Annotated in this window: 18 protein-coding genes; 10 read left to right on the forward strand and 8 right to left on the reverse strand. The window is 62.7% G+C overall.

Annotated features, from left to right (window positions below):
• Window positions 1-24 precede the first annotated feature (24 nt).
• Genes QCM77_RS31710 through QCM77_RS31720 form a run of 3 tightly spaced genes read left to right on the forward strand, consistent with a single transcriptional unit; the run spans window position 25 to window position 2630 of the window.
• Complete coding sequence (locus tag QCM77_RS31710) at window positions 25-1131, forward strand: DUF2336 domain-containing protein (protein WP_279667223.1); 1107 nt, start codon at window positions 25-27, stop codon at window positions 1129-1131.
• Window positions 1128-1460: a PilZ domain-containing protein gene (locus tag QCM77_RS31715; RefSeq protein WP_279667222.1), complete on the forward strand. Its 333-nt coding sequence runs from the start codon at window positions 1128-1130 to the stop codon at window positions 1458-1460. Before QCM77_RS31710 ends, QCM77_RS31715 begins: the two co-directional genes overlap by 4 nt.
• A gap of 51 nt (window positions 1461-1511) precedes the next feature.
• The gene (locus tag QCM77_RS31720) at window positions 1512-2630 is read left to right on the forward strand and encodes an HD-GYP domain-containing protein (RefSeq protein ID WP_279667221.1); all 1119 of its coding nucleotides are present in this window, start codon (window positions 1512-1514) and stop codon (window positions 2628-2630) included.
• 427 nt (window positions 2631-3057) lie between these two features.
• Here QCM77_RS31720 and QCM77_RS31725 read toward each other — a convergent pair whose 3' ends face one another.
• Window positions 3058-3735 carry a nitroreductase gene (locus QCM77_RS31725; protein WP_279667220.1) on the reverse strand — a complete coding sequence of 226 codons (678 nt, stop codon included), beginning with the start codon at window positions 3733-3735 and terminating at the stop codon, window positions 3058-3060.
• A 115-nt stretch (window positions 3736-3850) separates the two neighbouring features.
• Here QCM77_RS31725 and QCM77_RS31730 point away from each other — a divergent pair, with 115 nt between their 5' ends.
• A complete protein-coding gene (locus QCM77_RS31730) occupies window positions 3851-4813 on the forward strand; it encodes an alpha/beta hydrolase (RefSeq protein ID WP_279667219.1) in 963 nt (320 codons plus the stop codon).
• A 4-nt stretch (window positions 4814-4817) separates the two neighbouring features.
• Here the strand turns inward: QCM77_RS31730 and QCM77_RS31735 are convergent, their stop codons facing one another.
• Window positions 4818-5285 (reverse strand): cupin domain-containing protein, encoded by a 468-nt coding sequence (locus tag QCM77_RS31735; protein WP_279667218.1) that lies wholly within the window; start codon window positions 5283-5285, stop codon window positions 4818-4820.
• Window positions 5286-5492: 207 nt separating this feature from the next.
• On the opposite strand from QCM77_RS31735, the gene QCM77_RS31740 reads away from it, so the two are divergent.
• Window positions 5493-5741 carry a hypothetical protein gene (locus QCM77_RS31740; RefSeq protein ID WP_279667217.1) on the forward strand — a complete coding sequence of 83 codons (249 nt, stop codon included), beginning with the start codon at window positions 5493-5495 and terminating at the stop codon, window positions 5739-5741.
• A gap of 252 nt (window positions 5742-5993) precedes the next feature.
• Window positions 5994-7055: a type II asparaginase gene (locus QCM77_RS31745; RefSeq protein ID WP_279667216.1), complete on the forward strand. Its 1062-nt coding sequence runs from the start codon at window positions 5994-5996 to the stop codon at window positions 7053-7055.
• Between the two features lie 21 nt (window positions 7056-7076).
• Here QCM77_RS31745 and QCM77_RS31750 read toward each other — a convergent pair whose 3' ends face one another.
• On the reverse strand, window positions 7077-7952 hold the full coding sequence (locus QCM77_RS31750) for an MBL fold metallo-hydrolase (RefSeq protein WP_279667215.1): 876 nt from the start codon (window positions 7950-7952) through the stop codon (window positions 7077-7079).
• A gap of 133 nt (window positions 7953-8085) precedes the next feature.
• On the opposite strand from QCM77_RS31750, the gene QCM77_RS31755 reads away from it, so the two are divergent.
• Window positions 8086-8619 carry an REP-associated tyrosine transposase gene (locus QCM77_RS31755; protein WP_279686177.1) on the forward strand — a complete coding sequence of 178 codons (534 nt, stop codon included), beginning with the start codon at window positions 8086-8088 and terminating at the stop codon, window positions 8617-8619.
• Between the two features lie 163 nt (window positions 8620-8782).
• On the opposite strand, the gene QCM77_RS31760 is transcribed toward QCM77_RS31755, so the two are convergent.
• The gene (locus QCM77_RS31760) at window positions 8783-10405 is read right to left on the reverse strand and encodes an ABC-F family ATP-binding cassette domain-containing protein (RefSeq protein ID WP_279667213.1); all 1623 of its coding nucleotides are present in this window, start codon (window positions 10403-10405) and stop codon (window positions 8783-8785) included.
• 122 nt (window positions 10406-10527) lie between these two features.
• Complete coding sequence (locus tag QCM77_RS31765) at window positions 10528-12129, reverse strand: multicopper oxidase family protein (RefSeq protein WP_279667212.1); 1602 nt, start codon at window positions 12127-12129, stop codon at window positions 10528-10530.
• 233 nt (window positions 12130-12362) lie between these two features.
• Here QCM77_RS31765 and QCM77_RS31770 point away from each other — a divergent pair, with 233 nt between their 5' ends.
• Genes QCM77_RS31770 through QCM77_RS31780 form a run of 3 tightly spaced genes read left to right on the forward strand, consistent with a single transcriptional unit; the run spans window position 12363 to window position 16286 of the window.
• Entirely contained in the window at window positions 12363-15134 is a 2772-nt protein-coding gene (locus QCM77_RS31770; RefSeq protein WP_279667211.1) for a xanthine dehydrogenase family protein molybdopterin-binding subunit, read from the forward strand.
• The gene (locus QCM77_RS31775) at window positions 15131-15655 is read left to right on the forward strand and encodes a (2Fe-2S)-binding protein (RefSeq protein ID WP_279667210.1); all 525 of its coding nucleotides are present in this window, start codon (window positions 15131-15133) and stop codon (window positions 15653-15655) included. The genes QCM77_RS31770 and QCM77_RS31775 overlap by 4 nt, the downstream gene beginning before the upstream one ends.
• A 13-nt stretch (window positions 15656-15668) precedes the next feature.
• Window positions 15669-16286, forward strand: a complete 618-nt coding sequence (locus tag QCM77_RS31780; RefSeq protein ID WP_279667209.1) for an Isoquinoline 1-oxidoreductase subunit — start codon at window positions 15669-15671, stop codon at window positions 16284-16286.
• 84 nt (window positions 16287-16370) lie between these two features.
• Here the strand turns inward: QCM77_RS31780 and QCM77_RS31785 are convergent, their stop codons facing one another.
• From QCM77_RS31785 to QCM77_RS31795, 3 genes are all read right to left on the reverse strand, one after another.
• Window positions 16371-16739 (reverse strand): hypothetical protein, encoded by a 369-nt coding sequence (locus QCM77_RS31785; protein ID WP_279667275.1) that lies wholly within the window; start codon window positions 16737-16739, stop codon window positions 16371-16373.
• A gap of 485 nt (window positions 16740-17224) precedes the next feature.
• Window positions 17225-17917: a helix-turn-helix domain-containing protein gene (locus QCM77_RS31790; RefSeq protein ID WP_279667208.1), complete on the reverse strand. Its 693-nt coding sequence runs from the start codon at window positions 17915-17917 to the stop codon at window positions 17225-17227.
• 788 nt (window positions 17918-18705) lie between these two features.
• A complete protein-coding gene (locus QCM77_RS31795) occupies window positions 18706-20217 on the reverse strand; it encodes an arylsulfatase (RefSeq protein WP_279667207.1) in 1512 nt (503 codons plus the stop codon).
• Window positions 20218-20688: the final 471 nt, after the last annotated feature.

Below are 20688 nucleotides of genomic sequence, written 5' to 3' on the forward strand. Positions count from 1 at the left end.
ATTAATTTGAGTCAGGCCCCTGCCATGATGGCAAATTCGCCTGCTGATATTCTCGCTGACCTGGAAGAGGCGGTCGCAACGTGTCCGCCGGACCGTTGCGTACGCATTCTCTCCGGCATGGTGCAGTTGCTCACTGGCAGCCGCAACCAGTCCCGGGAATTGCTCGCCAACGTGATCGATGGTGTTCTGCTCCGATTGACGGAGCGGGTCGAGGCCAGTGCCCTGATTCGCCTCAGCACGGCGCTCGCCGAGCTGACCGTGGCGCCTCCGGAAACATTGCGGCGCCTCGCCTTGCACGACGATCCCGACGTCGCGTGTCCTGTACTGCTCAAGTCGCCGGCACTCTCCGCGGCCGACCTCGAAGCTGTCGTTTATTCCTGCGGCGAGCGGCATCGACGCGCGATCATCGCGCGCAGCGACATCGCGCCGGCCGTGACCGAGGCGCTGATCAAGCACGGCGGCGCGGTCTGCCTTGCCCTGATCAAGAACCCGGGAGCCAAATTCTCCGAGGCGGCCTATACCGCGCTGATTGCCAAGGCCGACCAGGACGGCGAAATCACGAAGGCGCTGGTGCTCCGGCCCGGCACACCCGACCTGATCGTGCGCAAGCTGCTCTCCGCCTCGCCAGGACGCAAGGCCCCGGCCGCGCCCAATCCATCCTCCGCGCCGCCGGCGCAGCAAGCCGGGCCGGCTCCGCAGAAGCAGCCTTGCCGGGCCGACTACGCCAGCGCGAGGCCCGAGATCGTCGCCCTCAACCGCATCGGCAAGCTCAACGATTCCACGGTAAACCGGTTTGCGATCCGCGGCGAGACGGCCAATTTGTTCACGGCGCTGTCGGTGCTTTCGGGCGCTCCCCTCGAAATCGTCGAACACGTCATGGCCGACGACGATTGCGAAGGCCTGGTCATGGCCTGCCGGGCTTCGCGGCTGAACTGGCAGACCACGCTTGCCATCCTGAGCAACCGCAGCGGAACGAGGCTCTCCTACGGCGAGCGCGAACGCGCGCAACTGATCTTCGAGACGCTGCTTCTGTCCACCAGCCAATGGACGGTGCGATGGGGCGAAATCGCAGCAAGCGCCAACACGAGCGATCCGGGAAATTGCGGCGCGAAAATGGGGAGGAGCAGATGAAGTTCGACGGTCGCAAAGCGCTGCGCGTGAAAATGGACCACAAGCAGCCAGTCAATCTGATGGGCTCGGACGGCACGTGGCGACGCAGTTGCGTTCTGCTCGACATATCGCAAAGCGGCGCCAAGATCGAGGTCGAGGGCACGCTCGACGTGCTCCAGGCCAAGGAATTCTTCCTGCTGCTGTCGTCGACGGGGCTCGCCTACCGGCGCTGCGAACTGGTCTGGATCGACGGCACCACGGCCGGCGTGCACTTCATCACCGCGGACGGCAAGAAGAAACCGGCAAGCTCACAGGCGGCGGCGACGCAAAACTCGGTTCAGAGCAAATAGGCTGGGGAACTCCTCCCACGAATTGAACTCCAGGAAAGTCCAGGTCGACCCGTGCAGAACGCGCGAACCCTACCAGGCCCCGTCAAGCGCGACGCCGGCATCCGAGAGCGGGAAGCGGCCCGCCCATTCGTTCATGTGCTGGCCGACACGTCCGACAAGCTGTCGGCCGTGTGCGCGATCGTCGAAGATAGATTCACCGTTGCGGGCGAACGGCTCGACGCTGATGCCAGGCTGTCACAGGTGCCGTTCGCCATCGTGATCCGCGCGGAACTGCGCGACGTCGGCACCATCGCAGCCATCAAAAAGCGGGCCGGCAACCTGGCGAAGGCGAAAAAGCGCATCTTCCTGCTCGATCACACGTCTCACGTCGGCATCTCGCAGGCCTACGCACTCGGAGCGACACTCGTCCTTCCCGGGCCGGTCAACCGGGGCAAATTGCTGGCGGCGCTGTCCGATCCGGCCGACCCGTCGCCTGCCTCGAGCGAGACCGCGCAATCCGGCAACGCCGTCGAGACCGCGGCGACCGCCATCGCCTCGATGTTCACCTCGGTGACACTGGGCCAGCCGGTCGACGTCGACGGCACCAGGGAAGCCGGCCGCCAGATCGCCGACCGCATCGCCCAGCATGGCCTGTCGGAATGGCTCACGACGGTGCGGCGCCATCACGAAGGGACCTATCAGCATTGCCTGCTCGTCACCGGCCTCGCCATCGACTTCGGCCTGAGCCTCGGCGTCGGCAGGCCCGATCTGGAGCGCCTGTATACGGCGGCCATGTTCCACGACATCGGCAAGGCCCGGATCCCGCTTGCCATCCTCGACAAGCCCGGCCGTCTCGATCCGGAGGAACGTGCCATGATCGAGACCCACCCGGCGTCGGGCTACGATTTTCTGAAAGGCCACGACAAGATCTCGCCGGAGGTCCTCGATGCCGTACGGCATCATCACGAATATCTCGACGGCAGCGGCTATCCGGATGCGCTCTGCGCCGAGAGCATCGGCGATGTCGTGCGCATCCTGACGATCTCGGACATCTTCGCGGCCCTGATCGAGCACCGGCACTACAAGCCGACGATGCTGCGCCCGGAGGCCTACAACATTCTCTGCGGCATGAATGGAAAGCTGGAGAAGGCTCTGGTTGCCTCGTTCAAGCAGGTCGCGCTCACGCGATGAGCGCGACAAACCCGTCTCGAAATGCCGGCCGTTAGCGTTTTCGAGCGAAGCGGATACCGGTTCGCTCAAAGAAAACGCGTCAAACTGAGAACCTAGTGCGTGGCCCGGTATTTGACGCGGTGCGGAATGGACCGGCAGGCCAGCCCCTCCGCCAGCAGCTTCATGTCCTCTCGTCTACCGCTACGAATGAGCCTGCTGAACTCTTCGGCTGTGAAAGGAAGACTTGGATCATCATCGATCGGGTGCCGCATTCGCGGACCGAAGAACCGTCGAACCAGGCTAGCCAGCCGCCGCATGTCAATTCCCTCGCGCCAGCAACAAACCTCTCAGTCCGCATATTGTTCCTCCCGCACGATCGAGATTGCAAGAGGATGTAACGAGTCCGCACCAAAAATTTCAGTGAGAGAATAATCTGCTTCGCGTCGTGCTAATCCGCAAAGCCGACGTAACGAACGAAATCGTCGTTGCCCTCGCGATCCGAGCGAACGGCGTTCGCGGCAAAGTTGTCGTCGGGATAGCCCATCGCGACGCAGGTCATGATCACCTCGTCCTCCGGAATGTTCGCGACCTCGCGCACGATGTCGGAGCGCATGATGCCCTGCCCGTTGATCACCGAACCGAGACCGCGGTCCCAGGCCGCGAGCACGATGCCGTAGCAGAGCGCGCCGAGATCGAAATGGCAGACCGCGCCGGGATCGAGCACGCGGTCATAGGTCAAGACCAGCGAGACCGGCGCGTCGAACTGGCGGAAGCCGCGCAGCACCCAGTCCTGGCGCATCGGTTTGTCGTCGCGCGCGATCCCCATCGCGCCGAATAATTGCTTGGCGATGTCGACCTGGCGGGTGCGGTGAACGCCCTGGTATTCGCCGTGGCTGATGATGTCGCGCTTGACCTTGGCGCCGCCAACCATTTCCTCCATGTTGCGTCGGCGCAGCTGTTCCAGCGGACTGCCTGTGAGCACGTGGACGTGCCAGGGCTGGGTGTTCATCGACGACGGCGCACGCTTGGCGCTGTCGATGATCGCCTCGATCACCGCGCGCGGCACCGGCTCGTTCCTGAAGCCACGCACGCTGCGGCGCGACTGGACCAGCGTTTCGAATTCCACCTCAAGACCTCCCTGCCCGTTCATCCCCGGCATTGCAACATGCGAGCGGTTGCCGATGCGGCGCGCAAAATCTATGCTACCCCGCAAGCAAGACCAAGAACCCTGTGAGGATCCCATGGCCGTACCGCTCGATCCCGTCATCGCCCAGATCATTCCGCTGCTGCCGATGCGCGATCCCACGACGATGACGCCACAGAGCGCCCGCGATTCCTTGCGTGCACTGGCTGCCGCGCGCGCGGCCATACCGCCGCCGCCGGTCGACACTGTCGCGGACATCAAGGTGAAAGGCGGCGCCGGCCCGCTCGATGCACGTGTTTACCGGATCGGCACCACGCCCGCCCCGACCGTGGTGTTCTTCCATGGCGGCGGCTGGGTCGCGGGCGATCTCGAGACCCACGACCGGCAGGCGCGCAACCTTGCGATCGAGACCGGCGCGGTCGTCATCTCCGTCGACTATCGCCGCCCACCCGAAACGCGCTTTCCCGGCGCGTTCGAGGACGCCTTTGCCGCGGTGAGCGACGTGTTTGGCCGCGTCGCGGAATTTGGCGGCGATGCAAAACGCCTCGGCGTTGCCGGCGACAGCGCCGGCGGCAATCTCGCGGCCACCACCGCGATCGCCTGCCGCGACGCCGGCATCGGGCTCGCCGCGCAACTCCTGGTCTATCCCGTGACCGAAATCGCAGGCCACTATGCCGACGCGCGCGAGAACGCACGCTTTCCCTCGCGCGCCGAGAATGCCGAAGGCTACTTCCTCTCCCGCGCCGTGATGGAATGGTTTTGCGGCCATTATCTCGCCGATCCCTCGCACGCGACCGACTGGCGAGTTTCACCGCTGCGCGCAGCCTCGCTTGCCGGCGTCGCGCCCGCGATCGTCACCACGGCCTGGTTCGATCCCCTGCGCGACGAAGGTGCCGCCTATGCGCGGGCGCTGGAGGCGGCCGGCGTTCGCGTAAAGCACCATGAGGGCGCCGGCCTGATCCATGGTTATTTTGGTCTCGGCGACGCCTCCGAGGTGGCGCGAGCCGAAGCGCAGCGTGCGCGTGCGGACTTCAAGGCGCTGCTCGCGCGTGGCGTATGAGACCTTAGGCGCTCCGCGCCCGCTGCGCGTCGGTGTGCCCCCACGTTTGGTCCCAATCCTGACCGGCGGCATCGACGACGCGGCCGTCGGATTCGAAGAACTTGTTCGGCACCTGGAAGATCGCGAGGATCAACGCGCCTTCCGGGCACCAGGCGGCATGCCGGCTGCCCGCCTCGCGCCAGATGAATTCGCCGGCCTTGCAGGCGATCCCCTTGGCTGGCCCCTCGTTGTCGACGAGAGCCCCCTCGATGACATAACTCTGCTCGACGCCGACATGCTCGTGATCGGGCAGCACCGATCCCGGCGCAAAGCGCATCAAGGCAGTCATCAGACCGCTGCTGCGATCGAACAGCAGCGTCTTGGCCTCGCAGCCCGGAAAGCGCGTCTTCTGCCATTCCATGTCTTGCGGCCGAACCAGGTGAGAATGCCGATCAGCCGCGGCATCCGGCACTTTCGCAATCAGGGTCTCCATGACGATGCTCCCTCCGGCTAACCTCGCCCGAAGCTAGCAGGATCGCCCGGCCCGGTCAGCGAGCAGTGCAGCAGGCCGTGGGCCCTGTCGAACTCGCCCTCGAAAAATCGCCAGGAAGACCGGACGACAGGCGCTCATCCAGCTTGATTGCGCCACGATTCCCGGCTCCAATCCGCCCGCCATCTTTTTTGGTTTAGGGAGACAATCATGATGAAGCGGATTTTCCTGGCTGCGATCGTTGCCACCTTCGCGGCGGGTTCGGCCTTCGCGGACGACACCTGCGAGAGCAAGGCGGTCGGCAAGGACGGCAAGGCGCTCGCGGGCGCGGCGAAGACGTCGTTCATGAAGAAATGCAAGGCCGAAGCCTGCACGCCCAAGGCCGTCAGCGCCGACGGCAAGCCGCTCGCCGGCGCCGCCAAGAACAGCTTCATGAAGAAGTGCGAGATGGGCGCGTAAGGCGCCGCGAATTCGCGGCTTCTTTAGCGAGCAATCGCCAAACGAACTGCGTCATGGCCGGGCTTGTCCCGGCCATTCGCGTGAGTGTTTCCGTATGCCAGCGCCCAAACCAGATCATCCGAAAGCATCGCCGCTCTGGACAGGGGGCCTCGACTGACTGATCATGCAGTGCTGAGCGAACCGGGGCGCATCGACAAAGCTGTCTAGAAAAGGGACGTCAAGATGTGGCAACTTCGAATGCGTCATCAGATCATGGCGACGGTGAGCTTGCTCTTCGCGCTGCTCATCAGTCTCGAAACCGCGAACGCCAGGGGCCCCGGTCTGCCCAATGTCATGGTTCTGGCAACCGGTGGCACGATCGCCGGCAGCGGGGCGAGCAGCACCACCGTGGTCGGTTACACCGCAGCCACGGTGGGCATCGAGACCCTCCTGAACGCCGTCCCCGAACTGAAAACGGTGGCTAACGTCAAGGGCGAGCAGGTTTTCCAGATCGCCAGCGAGAACATGAACAATGACTACTGGCTCAAGCTCGCAAAGCGCGTCAATACGCTCCTCGCGCAGGACGACGTTGATGGGATTGTGATCACGCACGGGACCGATACGATCGAGGAAACCAGCTATTTTCTAGACCTCGTCGTCAAGAGCAAGAAACCTGTCGTCATCGTCGGCGCGATGCGGCCGTCGACGGCGATCAGCGCGGACGGGCCGATCAACCTCTTTAATGCGGTGATCCTCGCAGGCAGTGACGAGGCCGTCGGCAAGGGCGTGCTCGTTGCTCTCAACGACCAGATCAACGCCGCTCGCGATGTCACCAAGAACAACACCTCGACGGCAGACACCTTCCGCACACCTGAACTTGGCTTTCTCGGCTACATGCAGGGAAACAAACCGTACTTCTATCGTCAATCGACGCGCCGGCACACGGCGGACTCCGAATTCGACGTCTCTAGCCTCGATGCCCTGCCGCAAGTCGACATCGTCTACGGCTACGCCAACATGAACCGGGTCGCGATCGACGCTTTTGTCGCCGCCGGCGCCAAGGGGATCGTGCATGCCGGCGTGGGCGACGGCAGCCTGGCTCGGCCCGCGGTCGAGCCGGCTCTCGACGAGGCCCGCAAGAAGGGTGTCGTGATCGTTCGCAGCAGCCGGGTCGGGAACGGCATCGTCGCACGCAATGGCGAGGCAAAGGACGACGAACACGACTTCGTCGTCTCGGATACGCTCAATCCTCAAAAGGCGCGTATTCTGCTGATGCTGGCGCTGACCAAGACGACCGACACCAAGGAGATCCAACGGATGTTCTACGCTTATTAGACCATCCGAAGCGAAGTCGCCCTACTCCCGCTTGAAACGGTAGTCAAAGGCGGCGCCGAGCGGCTTGATCAATCCGACCGTCGGCGCCGGAAAATGGATCGGCAGGATCAGCGTGTCGGTGTCGGCGACGGAAGCGAAGAACTTTCGCCGCGACACCGCCGACTGTTTCGCATCCCAATCAGGCCTGGCCGACCAGTCCGGCTCGCGGCACTGGATCTGGTGATGCATGAGGTCGCCGGCGACCACCGCGCGGCTACCCTTCGAGAAGATGTTCACGCAGCAATGGCAGGGCGAATGCCCCGGCGTCGGCGTCAGCGTGGCGGTGTCATCCAACGCATAGTCATCATCGACCAGCAGCGCCTGCCCCGCCTCGACGATCGGCAGGCAATTGTCGCGGAAGACGGTACCCGGCGGGTTGCTACCCCTGGCGCTCTCGGCCTCCCAGGCCGCATACTCGCCCTTGTGAAAGACGTATTTCGCATTCGGAAACGTCGGCACCCAACGACCGTCGCGCAAGGTCGTGTTCCAGCCGGTGTGGTCGATATGCAGATGCGTGCAGAAGACGTAGTCGATCTGCTCGAAGCCGATGCCGAGCGCGAACAATTCGTTGCGCCAGCGCTCCTTGCCGGGAAAATCGAACGGCGGCGGATGGCCCTTGTCCTCGCCGGTGCAGGTGTCCACCAGAATGGTGTAGCGCGGCGTGCGCACCACGAAGGTCTGGTAGGTAATGACGATCATCCCGCGGGAGGCGTCGAACACCTCCGGCTCCATCGTCGGCAGATGGCGTTTGAACACGCCCTCGTCATAGGCCGGGAAAAAATCCTGCGGCCGCCGCCACGGTCCTTCCCGCTCGATCACAGCATCGATGGTGACATCGCCGATCCTGAGCTGCTTCATGCGCGTTCCGCTCCCGCTTTTTGGAGCAGCGTAGCGAGAGCCCCTGAAACGCGCAAGCAAGCGAATGGATTGCAAATCTCTCGATCTGGTTGTAGCCCGGATGGAGCGAAGCGTAATCCGGGAAGGTGCTCGCGTGGTTCGCTACCGGCGCAATCTTCTCCCAGGCGGGACCTTCTTCTTCACAGTGACGCTGGGCGATCGACGATCGTCCGCGTTGGTCGATCATGTTGACAAGCTGCGCCACGCATTCCGAACGACGCGCGCCGAAAGGCCATTCGAGATCGAAGCGATCGTCGTCCTGCCGGATCACCTGCATGTCATAATGACGCTGCCCGACGCAGACTCCGACTTCTCCGGCCGGTGGCGGCGCATCAAGAGTATCTTCACGCATCAACTGGCCACTGCAGGCGCCCCCATCACCCGCAACCATCGAGGCGAGTTCTCTCTGTGGCAACGGCGATTTTGGGAGCACACCATTCGCGATGACGCGGACTTCGAACGCTGCGCCGACTACATCCATTTTAACCCGGTCAAGCACGGCCTCGTCGCGTCGCCGGCAGACTGGCCGCATTCATCGCTTCATCGCTACGTCCGCGAAGGCCTGCTTCCGCTCGATTGGGGAGGATCTGGAGAGATTGTTGGCACCTTCGGCGAACGCGAAGACTGACCCGGATTGCGCTACGCTCCATCCGGGCTACAAGATTTCAATGGGCTCCTGTAGCCCGGAGGGAGCGAAGCGAAATCCGGGGCCGGACCAACCGCATTGCACGACTGTCCACGTGGCACGAAACCCGGATTGCGCTTCGCTCCATCCAGGCTACCGATCCCATCTAGCTCCGCAACCCCGGCGCTTCCTGCCCCGTGCGCGCCACGTATTCCGTGTAGCCGCCGCCAAACTGGTGGATGCCGTCCGGCGTCAGCTCCAGCACGCGGTTCGACAGGACGCTGAGAAAATGCCGGTCATGCGAGACGAACAGCATGGTGCCCTCGAAATCCGCCAGCGCCGTGATCAGCATCTCCTTGGTGGCGAGGTCGAGATGGTTGGTCGGCTCGTCCAGCACCAGAAAGTTCGGCGGATCGAACAGCATCTTCGCCATCACCAGGCGCGCCTTCTCGCCGCCCGAGAGCACGCGGCAGCGCTTCTCGACATCGTCGCCGGAGAACCCGAAGCAGCCGGCAAGCGCGCGCAAACTGCCCTGCCCCGCAGTCGGAAACGCGTATTCGAGTGACTCAAACACCGTCTGTTCGCCGTCGAGCAGGTCCATCGCGTGCTGGGCGAAGTAGCCCAGCTTGACGCTGCCGCCAACCGCCACCGTGCCATCGTCCGGCTCGCTCGCACCGGCGACGAGCTTGAGCAGCGTCGACTTGCCGGCACCGTTGACGCCCATCACGCACCAGCGCTCGCGGCGGCGGATCATGAAATCGAGCCCGTCATAAATGCGCTTGCTGCCGTAGCCCTTGAAAACCTTCTTGAGCGCAACGACGTCCTCGCCCGAGCGCGGCGCCGGCGGGAAGTCGAACGCCACCGTCTGGCGGCGGCGCGGCGGCTCGACCCGCTCGATCTTGTCGAGCTTCTTCACCCGGCTCTGAACTTGGGCTGCATGAGACGCCCGCGCCTTGAAACGCTCGATGAACTTGATTTCCTTGGCGAGCATGGCCTGCTGCCGCTCGAACTGCGCCTGCTGCTGCTTCTCGTTCAGCGCCCGCTGCTGCTCGTAGAACTCGTAATCGCCGGCGTAGGTCGTGAGCGAGCCGGAATCGATCTCGACCACTTTCGAAATCACGCGGTTGATGAACTCGCGGTCGTGCGAGGTCATCAAGAGCGTGCCTTCATAGTCGTGCAGGAATTTTTCCAGCCAGATCAGGCTTTCGAGATCGAGATGGTTGCTCGGCTCGTCGAGCAGCATGACGTCGGGACGCATCAGCAGGATGCGGGCGAGCGCCACGCGCATCTTCCAGCCGCCGGAGAGCTTGCCGACGTCGCCGTCCATCATCTCCTGACTGAAGCCGAGGCCGGACAGCGCCTCGCGCGCACGGCCGTCGAGCGCGTAGCCGTCGAGCTCTTCGAAAGCGTGCTGCACCTCGCCGTAACGCGCGATGATCTCGTCCATCTGGTCTGCACGATCGGGATCGGCCATCGCGGTCTCGAGCTCGCGCAGCTCGGCGGCGACCGCACTCACCGGTCCTGCGCCGTCCATGACCTCGGCCACGGCGCTGCGGCCGGCCATCTCGCCGACGTCCTGGTTGAAATAGCCGATGGTGATGCCGCGATCGGTCGAGACCTGCCCCTCGTCGGGCAGTTCCTCACCGGCGATCATCCGAAATAGCGTGGTCTTGCCGGCGCCGTTCGGGCCGACGAGGCCGATCTTCTCGCCCTTGTTGAGAGCGGCGGAAGCTTCGATGAACAGGATCTGGTGGCCGGCTTGCTTGCTGACGTTGTCGAGGCGGATCATGGGATCTTTTTGGGGAATTGTTGCGTTGCAGCGTCATAGGCCATGCGGGCCGCCAGGGGAAGCCCGGCCGAGCCCGGATCAGCCCCGGCCATTCGCCAAATTCCTGTAATCCCCCCAGAAGCTTACGGCTTGTAGACCTCGACCGTCTGCATCATGCCCATCTCCTCATGGTTCATCATGTGGCAGTGGAGCATGTAGACGCCGGCGAAATCGAGGAAACGGGAGCGGAACACGACCACCCCGCCCTTGCGCTCCACGATCACGGAATCCCGCCATTCCGGCACCGCCAGCGCCTTGCCATTGGCCGAGATCACCTGGAACGGGTTGGTATGGATGTGAAACACGTGGTCGTCATGCTCATGGGTGTTGACGATGGTCCACTCCTCGACCGCGCCCAACTTGACCCTCTGGTCGATCCGGCCGGGATCGAACTTCTTGCCGTCGACGAAAAACTCGAATTCCTGCCAATGGCCGGCCGCATCGGCCTCCGGCGCGGTCGCCGACAGCACCACCTTGCGGCGATTGGTAATCTCCGAGTCCTTGATGGTCGCGAGCGGCGCCGGTGGCAGGGCACGCGGCAGCTTCATCTCCATCGGCGCGCCTGAGACCACGACGCGCGCCAGCGGTCCCACCGGCGAAGGGTGGCCCTGGTCGTAGGGCGCCGCGTTGAAGGCGTAGGTGCCGGGGCTGCCCGCCTTCACCAGGATATCGGCGCGCTGGCCCGGCGCGATCAGAAGCTGCTTCATCTGTTGCACGGCGCCAAGCTGGATGCCGTCATAGGCGATCGCCTGCAGATCGTGCTTTTCCAGGTCGAGCAGCATGTCGTCCTGATAGGCGGCATTGAGGATGCGCCAGCGCTGCACCTCGCCGGGCCGCATCTCGATCATTGGCCGCCGCTGGCCGTTGATGGCGAGGAAACGCGTCGCGGTCTCCGGAAACAGCGTCTCGAAATTCTCGACCATGCCGCTGGCGTCGTAGACCACCTGGGTCAGCACCAGGAGGCGTTCGCGGGCTGTGGCGATCTCGGGCACATCGGCGAAATCGCCCTCGACGACGACGGCGCCGACCATGCCGGAGGACATCTGGATATCGGCGCTGCCGTGGTGATGCGGGTGATACCAGTAGGTGCCCCTGGTGTGATCGGCCGGCAGGGTGATCTCGATGTCGTAGCTGCGGCCCGGAGCCATCGAGCGCATGACGTTGTCGGCAATCCCGCTCGGGCTGGTATGGGCGCCGTGGAAATGGAAATTGGTGTTGTTGAACTGGTGCGGATGGCTGATGTCGGCCGGCAATCCATCGCGGTTCGGCGGCAAATCGTTGATCATCTTGATGCGCAGGGTTTCGCCGGGCTTCATGCGCAAGGTCGGTCCGGGGCTGCCGCCTTCATAGGACCTGACATAGAGCCTGACGCCGCCGATCTGGCGATAGGCATAGCCGACGCGCAAGGTCGTGCTCAGCACGCCATTGACAGACCGACGCACCTCGGGCTCGACCAGCGGCTGATCCATGGCGGGAGCCGGCGTTTCCGGCACCATCCCCATCGTCGGCGACATGTCCGCGGTGTGCGAGGCGCCCGCATGGTCGTGCATGGCATGCTGGGCATTCGCTGCTCCTGCGACCAGCGACAAGGCGCCCGCCTTGAGACCGTAATCAAGCAATTGGCGCCGCGAGAGCTTTGTCATGTCCGCCGTGACTGGAGAGACGTCGTTCGGATCGTCCTGCATTTGAGTTTCGCCCCCGTTGCCCATCCGTCTTCAGTTTGATTCGATTCTAAAGCAAGCGCGAAACGACAATTCCTCCGGCAAGCGTACCACATTCACCGGTTGTAAACGCCCTGACCCTTCCTATCGTCGTATGACGAATCACGACGGATTCGAGCTAGCATTGGCGCGTACTCTCCGGGCATCGATGCCGCCAGCATCATGATGTCCTCGAAACCTTGTACAAGGATCTGATCATGGGGCCTTCGCGACGCGAGTTCGTGAAGTGGTTATCGGCGGGAGGCATCTCGGTCAGCCTGTCACATCTGGCTTCGGCGACGGGAGTTCCCTTCGCGGCCCACGAGACGCTGCCTGGACGCGGCAAGTTCAATCCCGCAACAAAGGGCGCCGGTCGTGTCGACGGCGTCGCCAAGGTCACCGGCGCAAAGCTTTACGCCTCCGATTTCCGGGCCGGCGATCTCGCTGGCTGGCCACAGGCCACCTCGCACGCGATTTTGGTTCGCGCCAACGACGCCACGCATGTCTACACCGGCATGGACCTCGCCCGCCTCGGCGGCGCGCTCAAGCCGTCGGTGGTGGTGACTGCCGCTGATCTCGATCGGATCGGGACGCAGGCGCCGGAATTCTATGCGGGCGACCTGTTCTGTCCGATCGGCAGGACGCCGCTCTATCTGGGACAGCCGGTCGCGCTTTTGATCTTCGAAAAGTTCGACGCCTTCGACCAGGCGCGTCTCGCGCTGCGCGACGGCACGTTCGTCCAATTCGGCGAGGAGACCGGACCTGTCGTCGTCCCCGATTACGGGGCCTTCCGCTTCACCCGCGTGGCAGGCCCCTCGCCTGACAAGCCGGATGTCTATTCGCCGCTCCAGGCCGGCTGGGTCTCGCCGAAGAAAGTGCAGAGCGCGGCGCTGCCGGTGTGGTCGCCGCTCGCCAAGGAAATGCCGGCGGATTACGCCAAGGCGGCGAAATATGGCGAGCAGATCCGCGCCGAGCTTGCAGCAGATGACGCCTCGATGCTGGTGCTCGACCGCGAGTTCGAGACCCAGTCGGTCGACCCGATGTTCCTGGAGCCGGAATGCGGGCTCGCCTGGTACGACGGCAAGGGCGGCAATCTCGAACTGCTGCTTGGCGTCCAGTCGCCCTACGAGGCGGCGGAGTCGATCGCGCATCTCTTGGCCAAGGCCCGCGCGCCCTACAAGCCGGCGCACATCAACGCGCAATTCGCCCATGTCGGCGGCGGCTTTGGTGGCCGCGATCACACCCCTTTCATTCTCTATGTTGCGCTCGCGGCGGTCTGCTTTCCCGGCAAGCCGGTGCGGCTGGCGCATGACCGCTACCAGCAGTTTCAGGCCGGCATCAAGCGCCACGCGATCAAGATGCGCTCGCGCATCGGCATCGATCGCGCGACCGGCAAGATCAAGGCGTTTGCCGCCGATCACGTGCTCGACGGCGGCGGGCTCGCCCATTTCTCGGCCAGCGTCGCCGTCGTCGCGGCCACCGGCGCGATCGGCATCTACGACATTCCGAAGGTCGACGTCAGGACCGTCGCGGTGCACTCGCGCGGCGTGAGCGCGGGCTCGATGCGCGGCTACGGCATCCTGCAAGCCATGACGGCGCTGGAGGTCCTGATCGACGAGGCGGCGTCCGAGCTCAAGCGCGATCCGATCGAATTCCGGCGGCGTAATGCGCTGCCCCAGAACGGTCGGACCATGACGGGCAATCCCTACATCGTCTCGGTGCGCACGCCCGAAATCCTCGACAAGCTCGAGCAGCATCCGATCTGGCAGCAGCGGGCGCAGTTCAAGCAGACCTCGTCGGATCGGCTGGTCGGCACCGGCGTCGCCTGCGTGACGAAAGACTATGGCTCCGGCGCCGACGGCTCGCTCGGACGCGTGGAGCTCGCCCCCGACGGCAGGATCGTCATCTATTGCGATCATGTTGAGATGGGCAACGGCATCGGGACGGCGCTGGCCAACCGGGTCGCAAGCCATCTCGGCGCCGTCGCCGACGAGGTCTCGGTCGCCCGCGTCGACAGCTATGACGTGCTCGGTCTCGTCACGTCCGGCGATTCCTCCATCATGGACCAGAAGACCCAGGATGCCGCGGAGAAAAATCCGCGCTGGGTGCCCGCGATCAGCTCGCCGACGAGCTCCTCGATCGGCGCGCATGTCGGCACGCATTCCGCCGCGGAAGCCGCCCGCGTCATCTTCCGCTTCGGCCTGTGGCCCGCCGCACTCGAACTGTGGCGCATCGCAAGGACCGATCCACGCGCTGGGCAATGGGCCGTCGCAAGCTGGCAGAACGGGCAGCTCACCATGCCCGGTCTCGAACCGCTGGCCCTCCCTGTGCTCGCGGCAACAGCTCACGCGCGCGGCTTCGTCACCGGTGCGGTTGCGCACAGCTTCTCCCGCTGGGCGTGGTCTCGGGCACGCTTTCCGCTGTCCGGCGAGCAATACCGCGCCGACATCGACGCGCTGGCAATCCGAAAAGGCAACGGCAAGTTCGAGCGGATCAACCGCACCAGCGTCAAGTTTCCGCCGACCGACAACAACCGGATTGGCACCGCCTACACCTCGATGTGCGGCACGGTCGTCCGCGTCGAGATCGAGCGCGCGACCGGCGCGCTTCGCATCGCCAAGGCCTATAGCGTGTTCGAATGCGGCACCGCGCTCGTGCCGGAAGTCGTGATGGGCCAGGCCCATGGCGGTTTCGCTATGGGTGTCGGCTACGCGCTGCTGGAGACGCTGCCGCCGTTCGAGGGCGGTCCCGGCAACGGCGAATGGAATCTCGGGCGCTATCTGGTCGCACGCGGCTCCGACCTGCCGCTCCGCGATCTCGAGATCGAGATGCTGAAACCGCAGACGGCAGACGAAGCACCGAAGGGCATGGCGGAGGTCGTGATGATCCCGATCGTGCCGGCGCTCATCAACGCCATCCACGACGCCACCGGCCATCGCTTCCGCGCGCTGCCGGTCACCGCAAGCCTATTGAAGGGAGTGCTCGCGTGACGACCCTCAGCCTCACCATCAACGGCCAGAAGCACGGTCCGATGGACGTCCGCGACGACCTCTCGATGAACGATTTTCTGCGCGAGATGCTGGGCATGACCGGCACCAAGTTCGGCTGCGGCGCCGCGCAATGCCTGAGCTGCGCCATCATCGTCGATGCGCCCGACGGCACCAGCACCACCAGCCCGACCTGCGTCGCGCCCGCCGTGAATTTCGACGGCAAGTCGATCCGCACCGTCGAGGGCCACGCCCAAGGCGGCCAGCTCTCGGCGTTGCAACAGGCCTTCATCAATCACTTTGCTTTTCAGTGCGGCTATTGCACCGCCGGCTTCCTCAACGAGGGCCAGGTCTTGCTGGAGCGCCTGTCGCGGACACCGGTCGCGCGCGAGGCGCTGGAGCAGACCATCGCGGATGCGCTCGACGGTCATCTCTGCCGCTGCACCGGCTACATCAAATATCACGAGGCGGTGCGCGACGTGATCCTCGCCGATTCGAACCGCTACCTCATTGCCACCAAGTGAGCGGACACCATCCATGAGATCCGACACGCGGTTTCGTACAATTGCCGTCATCGCCGCGCTCGCCAGCAGCCTTTGTGCGGGTTATGCGGCGTCGCAGACGGCAAGCCACGCCCTCGCCTCGCCCGAGAGCTTTGCCGCGATCGGCGACACGGAGAAGCGTTCGGCCGCAATCTTCACCGCGCTCGGCAAGGTGCTGACGCATCCGCGCTGCACCAATTGCCATCCGGCCGGCGACAGGCCGCACCAGGGCGACAATGCCCGCCTGCATCAGCCGCCGGTCACGCGCGGCGCTGACGGCCATGGGCTCGAGGCGATGCGCTGCAACACCTGCCACCAGAAGGCCAATTTCGAGCCCGGCCGCATGCCCGGCCATCCCGACTGGCATCTGGCCCCGCGCGAGATGGCCTGGGAAGGCAAGACCGTCGGCGAGATCTGCGAGCAGATCAGGGATCCCGCGCGCAATGGCGGGCGCAAGGTGGAAGACCTGATCGACCATATCGGCAAGGACACCCTCGTCGGCTGGGCCTGGAAGCCCGGCTTCGGCCGCTCGCCCGTGCCGGGCACGCAAGAGCAGGCCGGTGCGCTGGTCGAAGCCTGGGTGAAGACCGGAGCTGCGTGTCCCGTTCCTTAGCGGGTGCGCCAGGACGAGAGCCACTCTCAGGCGTGAATCAGACGGCCCTTTGGGGCCGTCTGATTTTGCCTTAGAGCGGATGACCTATTGGCAGAGATGCCGGAGACCGTCAGCACCCTTGAAATACGTGCCGGGCCGGCAGACGATTCCGTTGCGAGCGGCATACGCATTCCAGTTGCCGTGCCAGCCCATCTCGCCGGACATGGCGTAGGAATTGCCCCAGTTGCCGACGGTAGCGTTCGCCGCCGCCGGCTGGCGATACGCCGTTCGCCGACTTGATTGCCGATATCGATAGCCGCCGGTGGGGGTACTCCCGGTTCCAAGACCCGTGCAGCTGGCGAATTCAGCTTGGCATTCGTCCGGATTGTCGAGGGCCGCCTGCGCCAGTGCCGCAGAACTGGACAGGGCGGATGCCGCAACAACGACCGCGCTAAGAACTTTCAGATTTATCATGGCTTCCTCCTTGCGCTTGAACCGTGGCACCATGCCACGTCTGGTAGTAGCCGATCGGCGTTTGCGAGCCTGTGCTACTTCGGCAAAACTCGCACCGCCAAGATTGGGGCTGCCTTGGGTCAAAATGCGAAGAACTCAACTTGAGCAAATCCAAACTCAACTTGAGCAAATCCAATCCGCTCCGCCTAAACACTGAGGCGGTTTTAATTCATCTTCCCAAGGAACTTCCGGATGATCTCTCGAAGGTCATTCGCGTACTCCTCAATGATCCGGCGCGCCTCCTCCAAGCGCGTTGGCTTGGGCTGGGGCTTATCGGATTCTCCAGACTTGTTCATGGCAGAGCCTTGAACCTGGATCGCGGCAACCCATTGAGCTAAATCAAGGGACTCATCGCTTTAGCTCCTCTCAGTAAGCAGTCGCGGTGATCGATGTGGAGGGACTGTGTATCCCTCATCGTCGCCAGTACGGCCCGTCGCATTTTGGTATCAGGGTTGTGCCGGTCCTTGCGGATCGAAATCGGCAAGCTGCCGCCTGTCGTTTAACATGATCTCTCGCTGATCGTGGTCGAGGAACGTAAGGACGCCTGCTTTACGCAAGCTGGATAGCGCGCGAGAAACCGTTTCGAACGTCAAGCCGAGATAGTCCGCAATGTCGAGACGAGTCATGGGGAGCGACATCTTGTCTGCTCCGGTGCGGCAATCCATCTCAAGTAAGAAGGCGGCAACCCTCTCTACCGCGGTCTTGCGGCCCAGAAGCAGCATATGGTTTTCTGCGTGCTCCAGGTTGCGGGTGATCATGCTGAGCAGGTTTTGCGAGACGACCGTGTCTCTTGCGGCCGCCAATTGAAGGCTTTCTCGCTTAATGAGGCGCGCGACGGTTTCGACGACCGCCTCTGCGGTAAATCGATGCTTGTCGCCATTTTCAAGCCCGAAGATATCGCCCACTAAGTGAAAGGCGCCGATTTGACGCCGACCGTCCGAGAGCAACTTGTAACTTCGCACCGCACCATGCTTGACTTGATAGACATACACAGCGGGCTCTTTTTCGCCGAAGATCTCGGTGCCTTTTCGGTATGTAAACTCACCGAGGCCGGTAATTCGGTTGAATGCGCTCGTTAAGTCGAATTCATCGAGCGTACTGGGCTGAGGTCGTCGATCCGTTGTGATACGCACGAACATAGGTCAGTTCCTCTACCGCATCAAATTCTTTGAATAATCCTCTCGTGCCGCAGGTCGTCCGATGAGCGACCATATTCATTGGATACCCCTTAGGTCATTGTACCAAGGGACAATGTCAGGTTGCTGACTACCGCTGGGCGAAAGGCGTAACCAATGGCTATGGGTCAATTGAGAGATTTGCGCCTCGGGCAATGACTTCCGGTTTAATTCCCGCTCATGACGTCTCGCTGCGCCGCGCGAACTGAAGCGATGGGCCACGAGCGGATGCAGCGTTAAATTACTAAAGTTCGAGGCATCCACCGGGATCTGATTCTATTGCTCGCAGACCACGATCAAGCCGCAGTGTTACTTTCAGAGCGCGCCCGGTTGAGCAGGTGGACTGGGCCAATCCGACCGTAGGTTGTTTGGGTTATTCCGATCGAACAAGTCCTGCCTTACAAGGCCGCTTGGGCGAGCATCAATTGCGGGTGGAATTCTGCGAGTGTTGTGAGTTGGGGCGACCCCGAATCCGGGCCGTGCGATGCAAGCAACGGGATAGCCAGCGTATTGGCAGTAGATTACGTCACTCGCCCTTCCAGGGCTTCCAGCGAACCCAGTTATTAGCAATGCCGACAGCGCGATTGATCGTTTCATTTCAGTCTCCTGTGGCGAACCTACTCCCCTTATGGAACAGCTATTAGACATCGGATCGAGGGCGGCAGAAAAGCCCCACGGGCGTTATGTTGGCGGCACCCAATATTACTCGAGAATGTCCGCTAGCGTCAGAAGCGGACAAACCGCCGAGCCAGTTAACCGCCGTTACGAAATTGCGTGATGTTCGGCGGTGGTGGATTTGGATGCTCCTTGAGGGTCGCTAAATACTCTTCGACAGTTTTGAGCGCGGGACCCGATACCCAGCCAAACATTGCCGCGACGATGAGGTCTTCGTGCGGATCCATTTCAATGTTGTAAATCTTGGGGTAGCCGGCCATCGGCGCACTCGCGGAGAACATGCCGGGCTGCCGCTGTGGTCCAACGCCGGTCGGATAAACGTCCGTGAAGTAGATACGCCACTGTTTCCAGCGCGCGGCGACGAGATCTCCACCGATAAAGCTCAAGAGGCTTTCGCGAGGCGCTCTCGCCGCGCTGCCCAACAGGAGATCGGCTTGATTGATCCCGTCAATCGTGCGGTCTGTTGGCATCTTGGCACCGACGATGTGGGCAAAGGTCGGCAGGAAATCCATGATCGAGAACATGGCGTATGTGGTTGTGTTTGCCTTGACTTTGCCGGGCCACCGGATGATCCCCGCCGTCCGGATCGCTCCTTCAGTGACTTCGCCTAACTCTCCGCGAAACGGACCTGAATTACCCATATCAGGCGTTCCCTGGTTGCCGTGTTCTCGCGCGGTTTGGCCCTGGGGGCCATTGTCCGAGGCAAAGACAACGATTGTGTTGTCGTCAATGCCGAGTTGCTTCAGCGTGTCCAGGATTTGTCCGACGTGATAGTCTCCCTCCATCAACTTGTCGCCGTAGTGGCCGATCCGTGATTTTCCTTTGAACTGTTGAGAAGGCAGGTTTGGAAAGTGCCCCATTGAGAACGGAAGATAGAGAAAAAAGGGCCGTCCCGATGTTTTCTGACGCCTCATGAAATCGATTGATTTATCCACCAACTCATCGTCGATGTTGGCGCGGACGTCCTCGGTAAATGGCTTCACCGTCTGTAGCGGGCCTCCGGCCTTCGCTTCAACGATCTGCGGCCCAGTCTTCAACAGTGTCTCGTAGGGCTCATTGATCGAGTGCGTGAGTGCGATTGTGGCTGGGTACGTTGCTGCATCCCAGCTAATGTCCGGCGGGATGCCGTAGAACTCATCAAAGCCGTGCGCGGTCGGCAGACTTTGAGGCGCACTTCCAAGGTGCCATTTCCCGAAGATCGCGGTCGCATAGCCAACGCTCTTGAACAACTCGCCCATGGTGAAGGCATTAGCGGGAAGCGTATAGGGACTACCCTCAATGGCGATCAGCGACAGACCGTTGCGGATCGAATATTGTCCAGTCATCAGCGCCGCACGGGAGGGGGTACACGCCGGTTCCACTAGGAACTGTGTGAGGCGCAATCCGTCTCGAGCCATTTCATCGAGATGCGGCGTCGGCGCCCCACGCAACTCGCCGCCGCCATAGCACCCAAGGTCGCCGTAGCCGACATTATCGGCGAGAATGAAAACAATGTTGGGCTTATTGTTTTGCTGCGCAAAGGCTGTCGCCGAACCCATCAACGCAAGCAGCACCACCGCTGGGGCGAAGTGCTTGACTGAGTTTTGCATGCGAAACTCCGGAAGGGGCTGCGCAACCATTCTAGAGAAAGCCTAACCTCGAAGCTATGCGAAATCCGCACCAATCTCCGCATTGGGTGGTAGACGCCAACCTGGATCAGTCCGGTTTGCATCTGACAGCCGTCATGACACATGTTCAAGCGACTTCGGCTATGGGTCCAGGCTGTGTGAAAACGTTTTTTCGTCCCCAAAAACTGCACGCAACAGGGGAAGATCCGCGTCGACACGACGGTCTGAGCATATTTTTGCTGTATCGAGTCTGGAGTCAACCCGGGCGCAACCTCGGGCACGCTGAGCGACCTGAACTGGTCACACGATGCGCATAACAGCACGAACTCTCACGCCCGGATTGCCGCCAGGAGCGGCTTGATGCCGACGATGTTCATTACGCGCGTGAGGTTGTAGGCGAGTACGTTCAGCGCCATTTCGGTCGCGACATTGGGCAACCGCTTCATTAGAAAG

The sequence above is a fragment of the Bradyrhizobium nivariense genome, from assembly GCF_029846695.2.
Classification (GTDB): Bacteria; Pseudomonadota; Alphaproteobacteria; order Rhizobiales; family Xanthobacteraceae; genus Bradyrhizobium.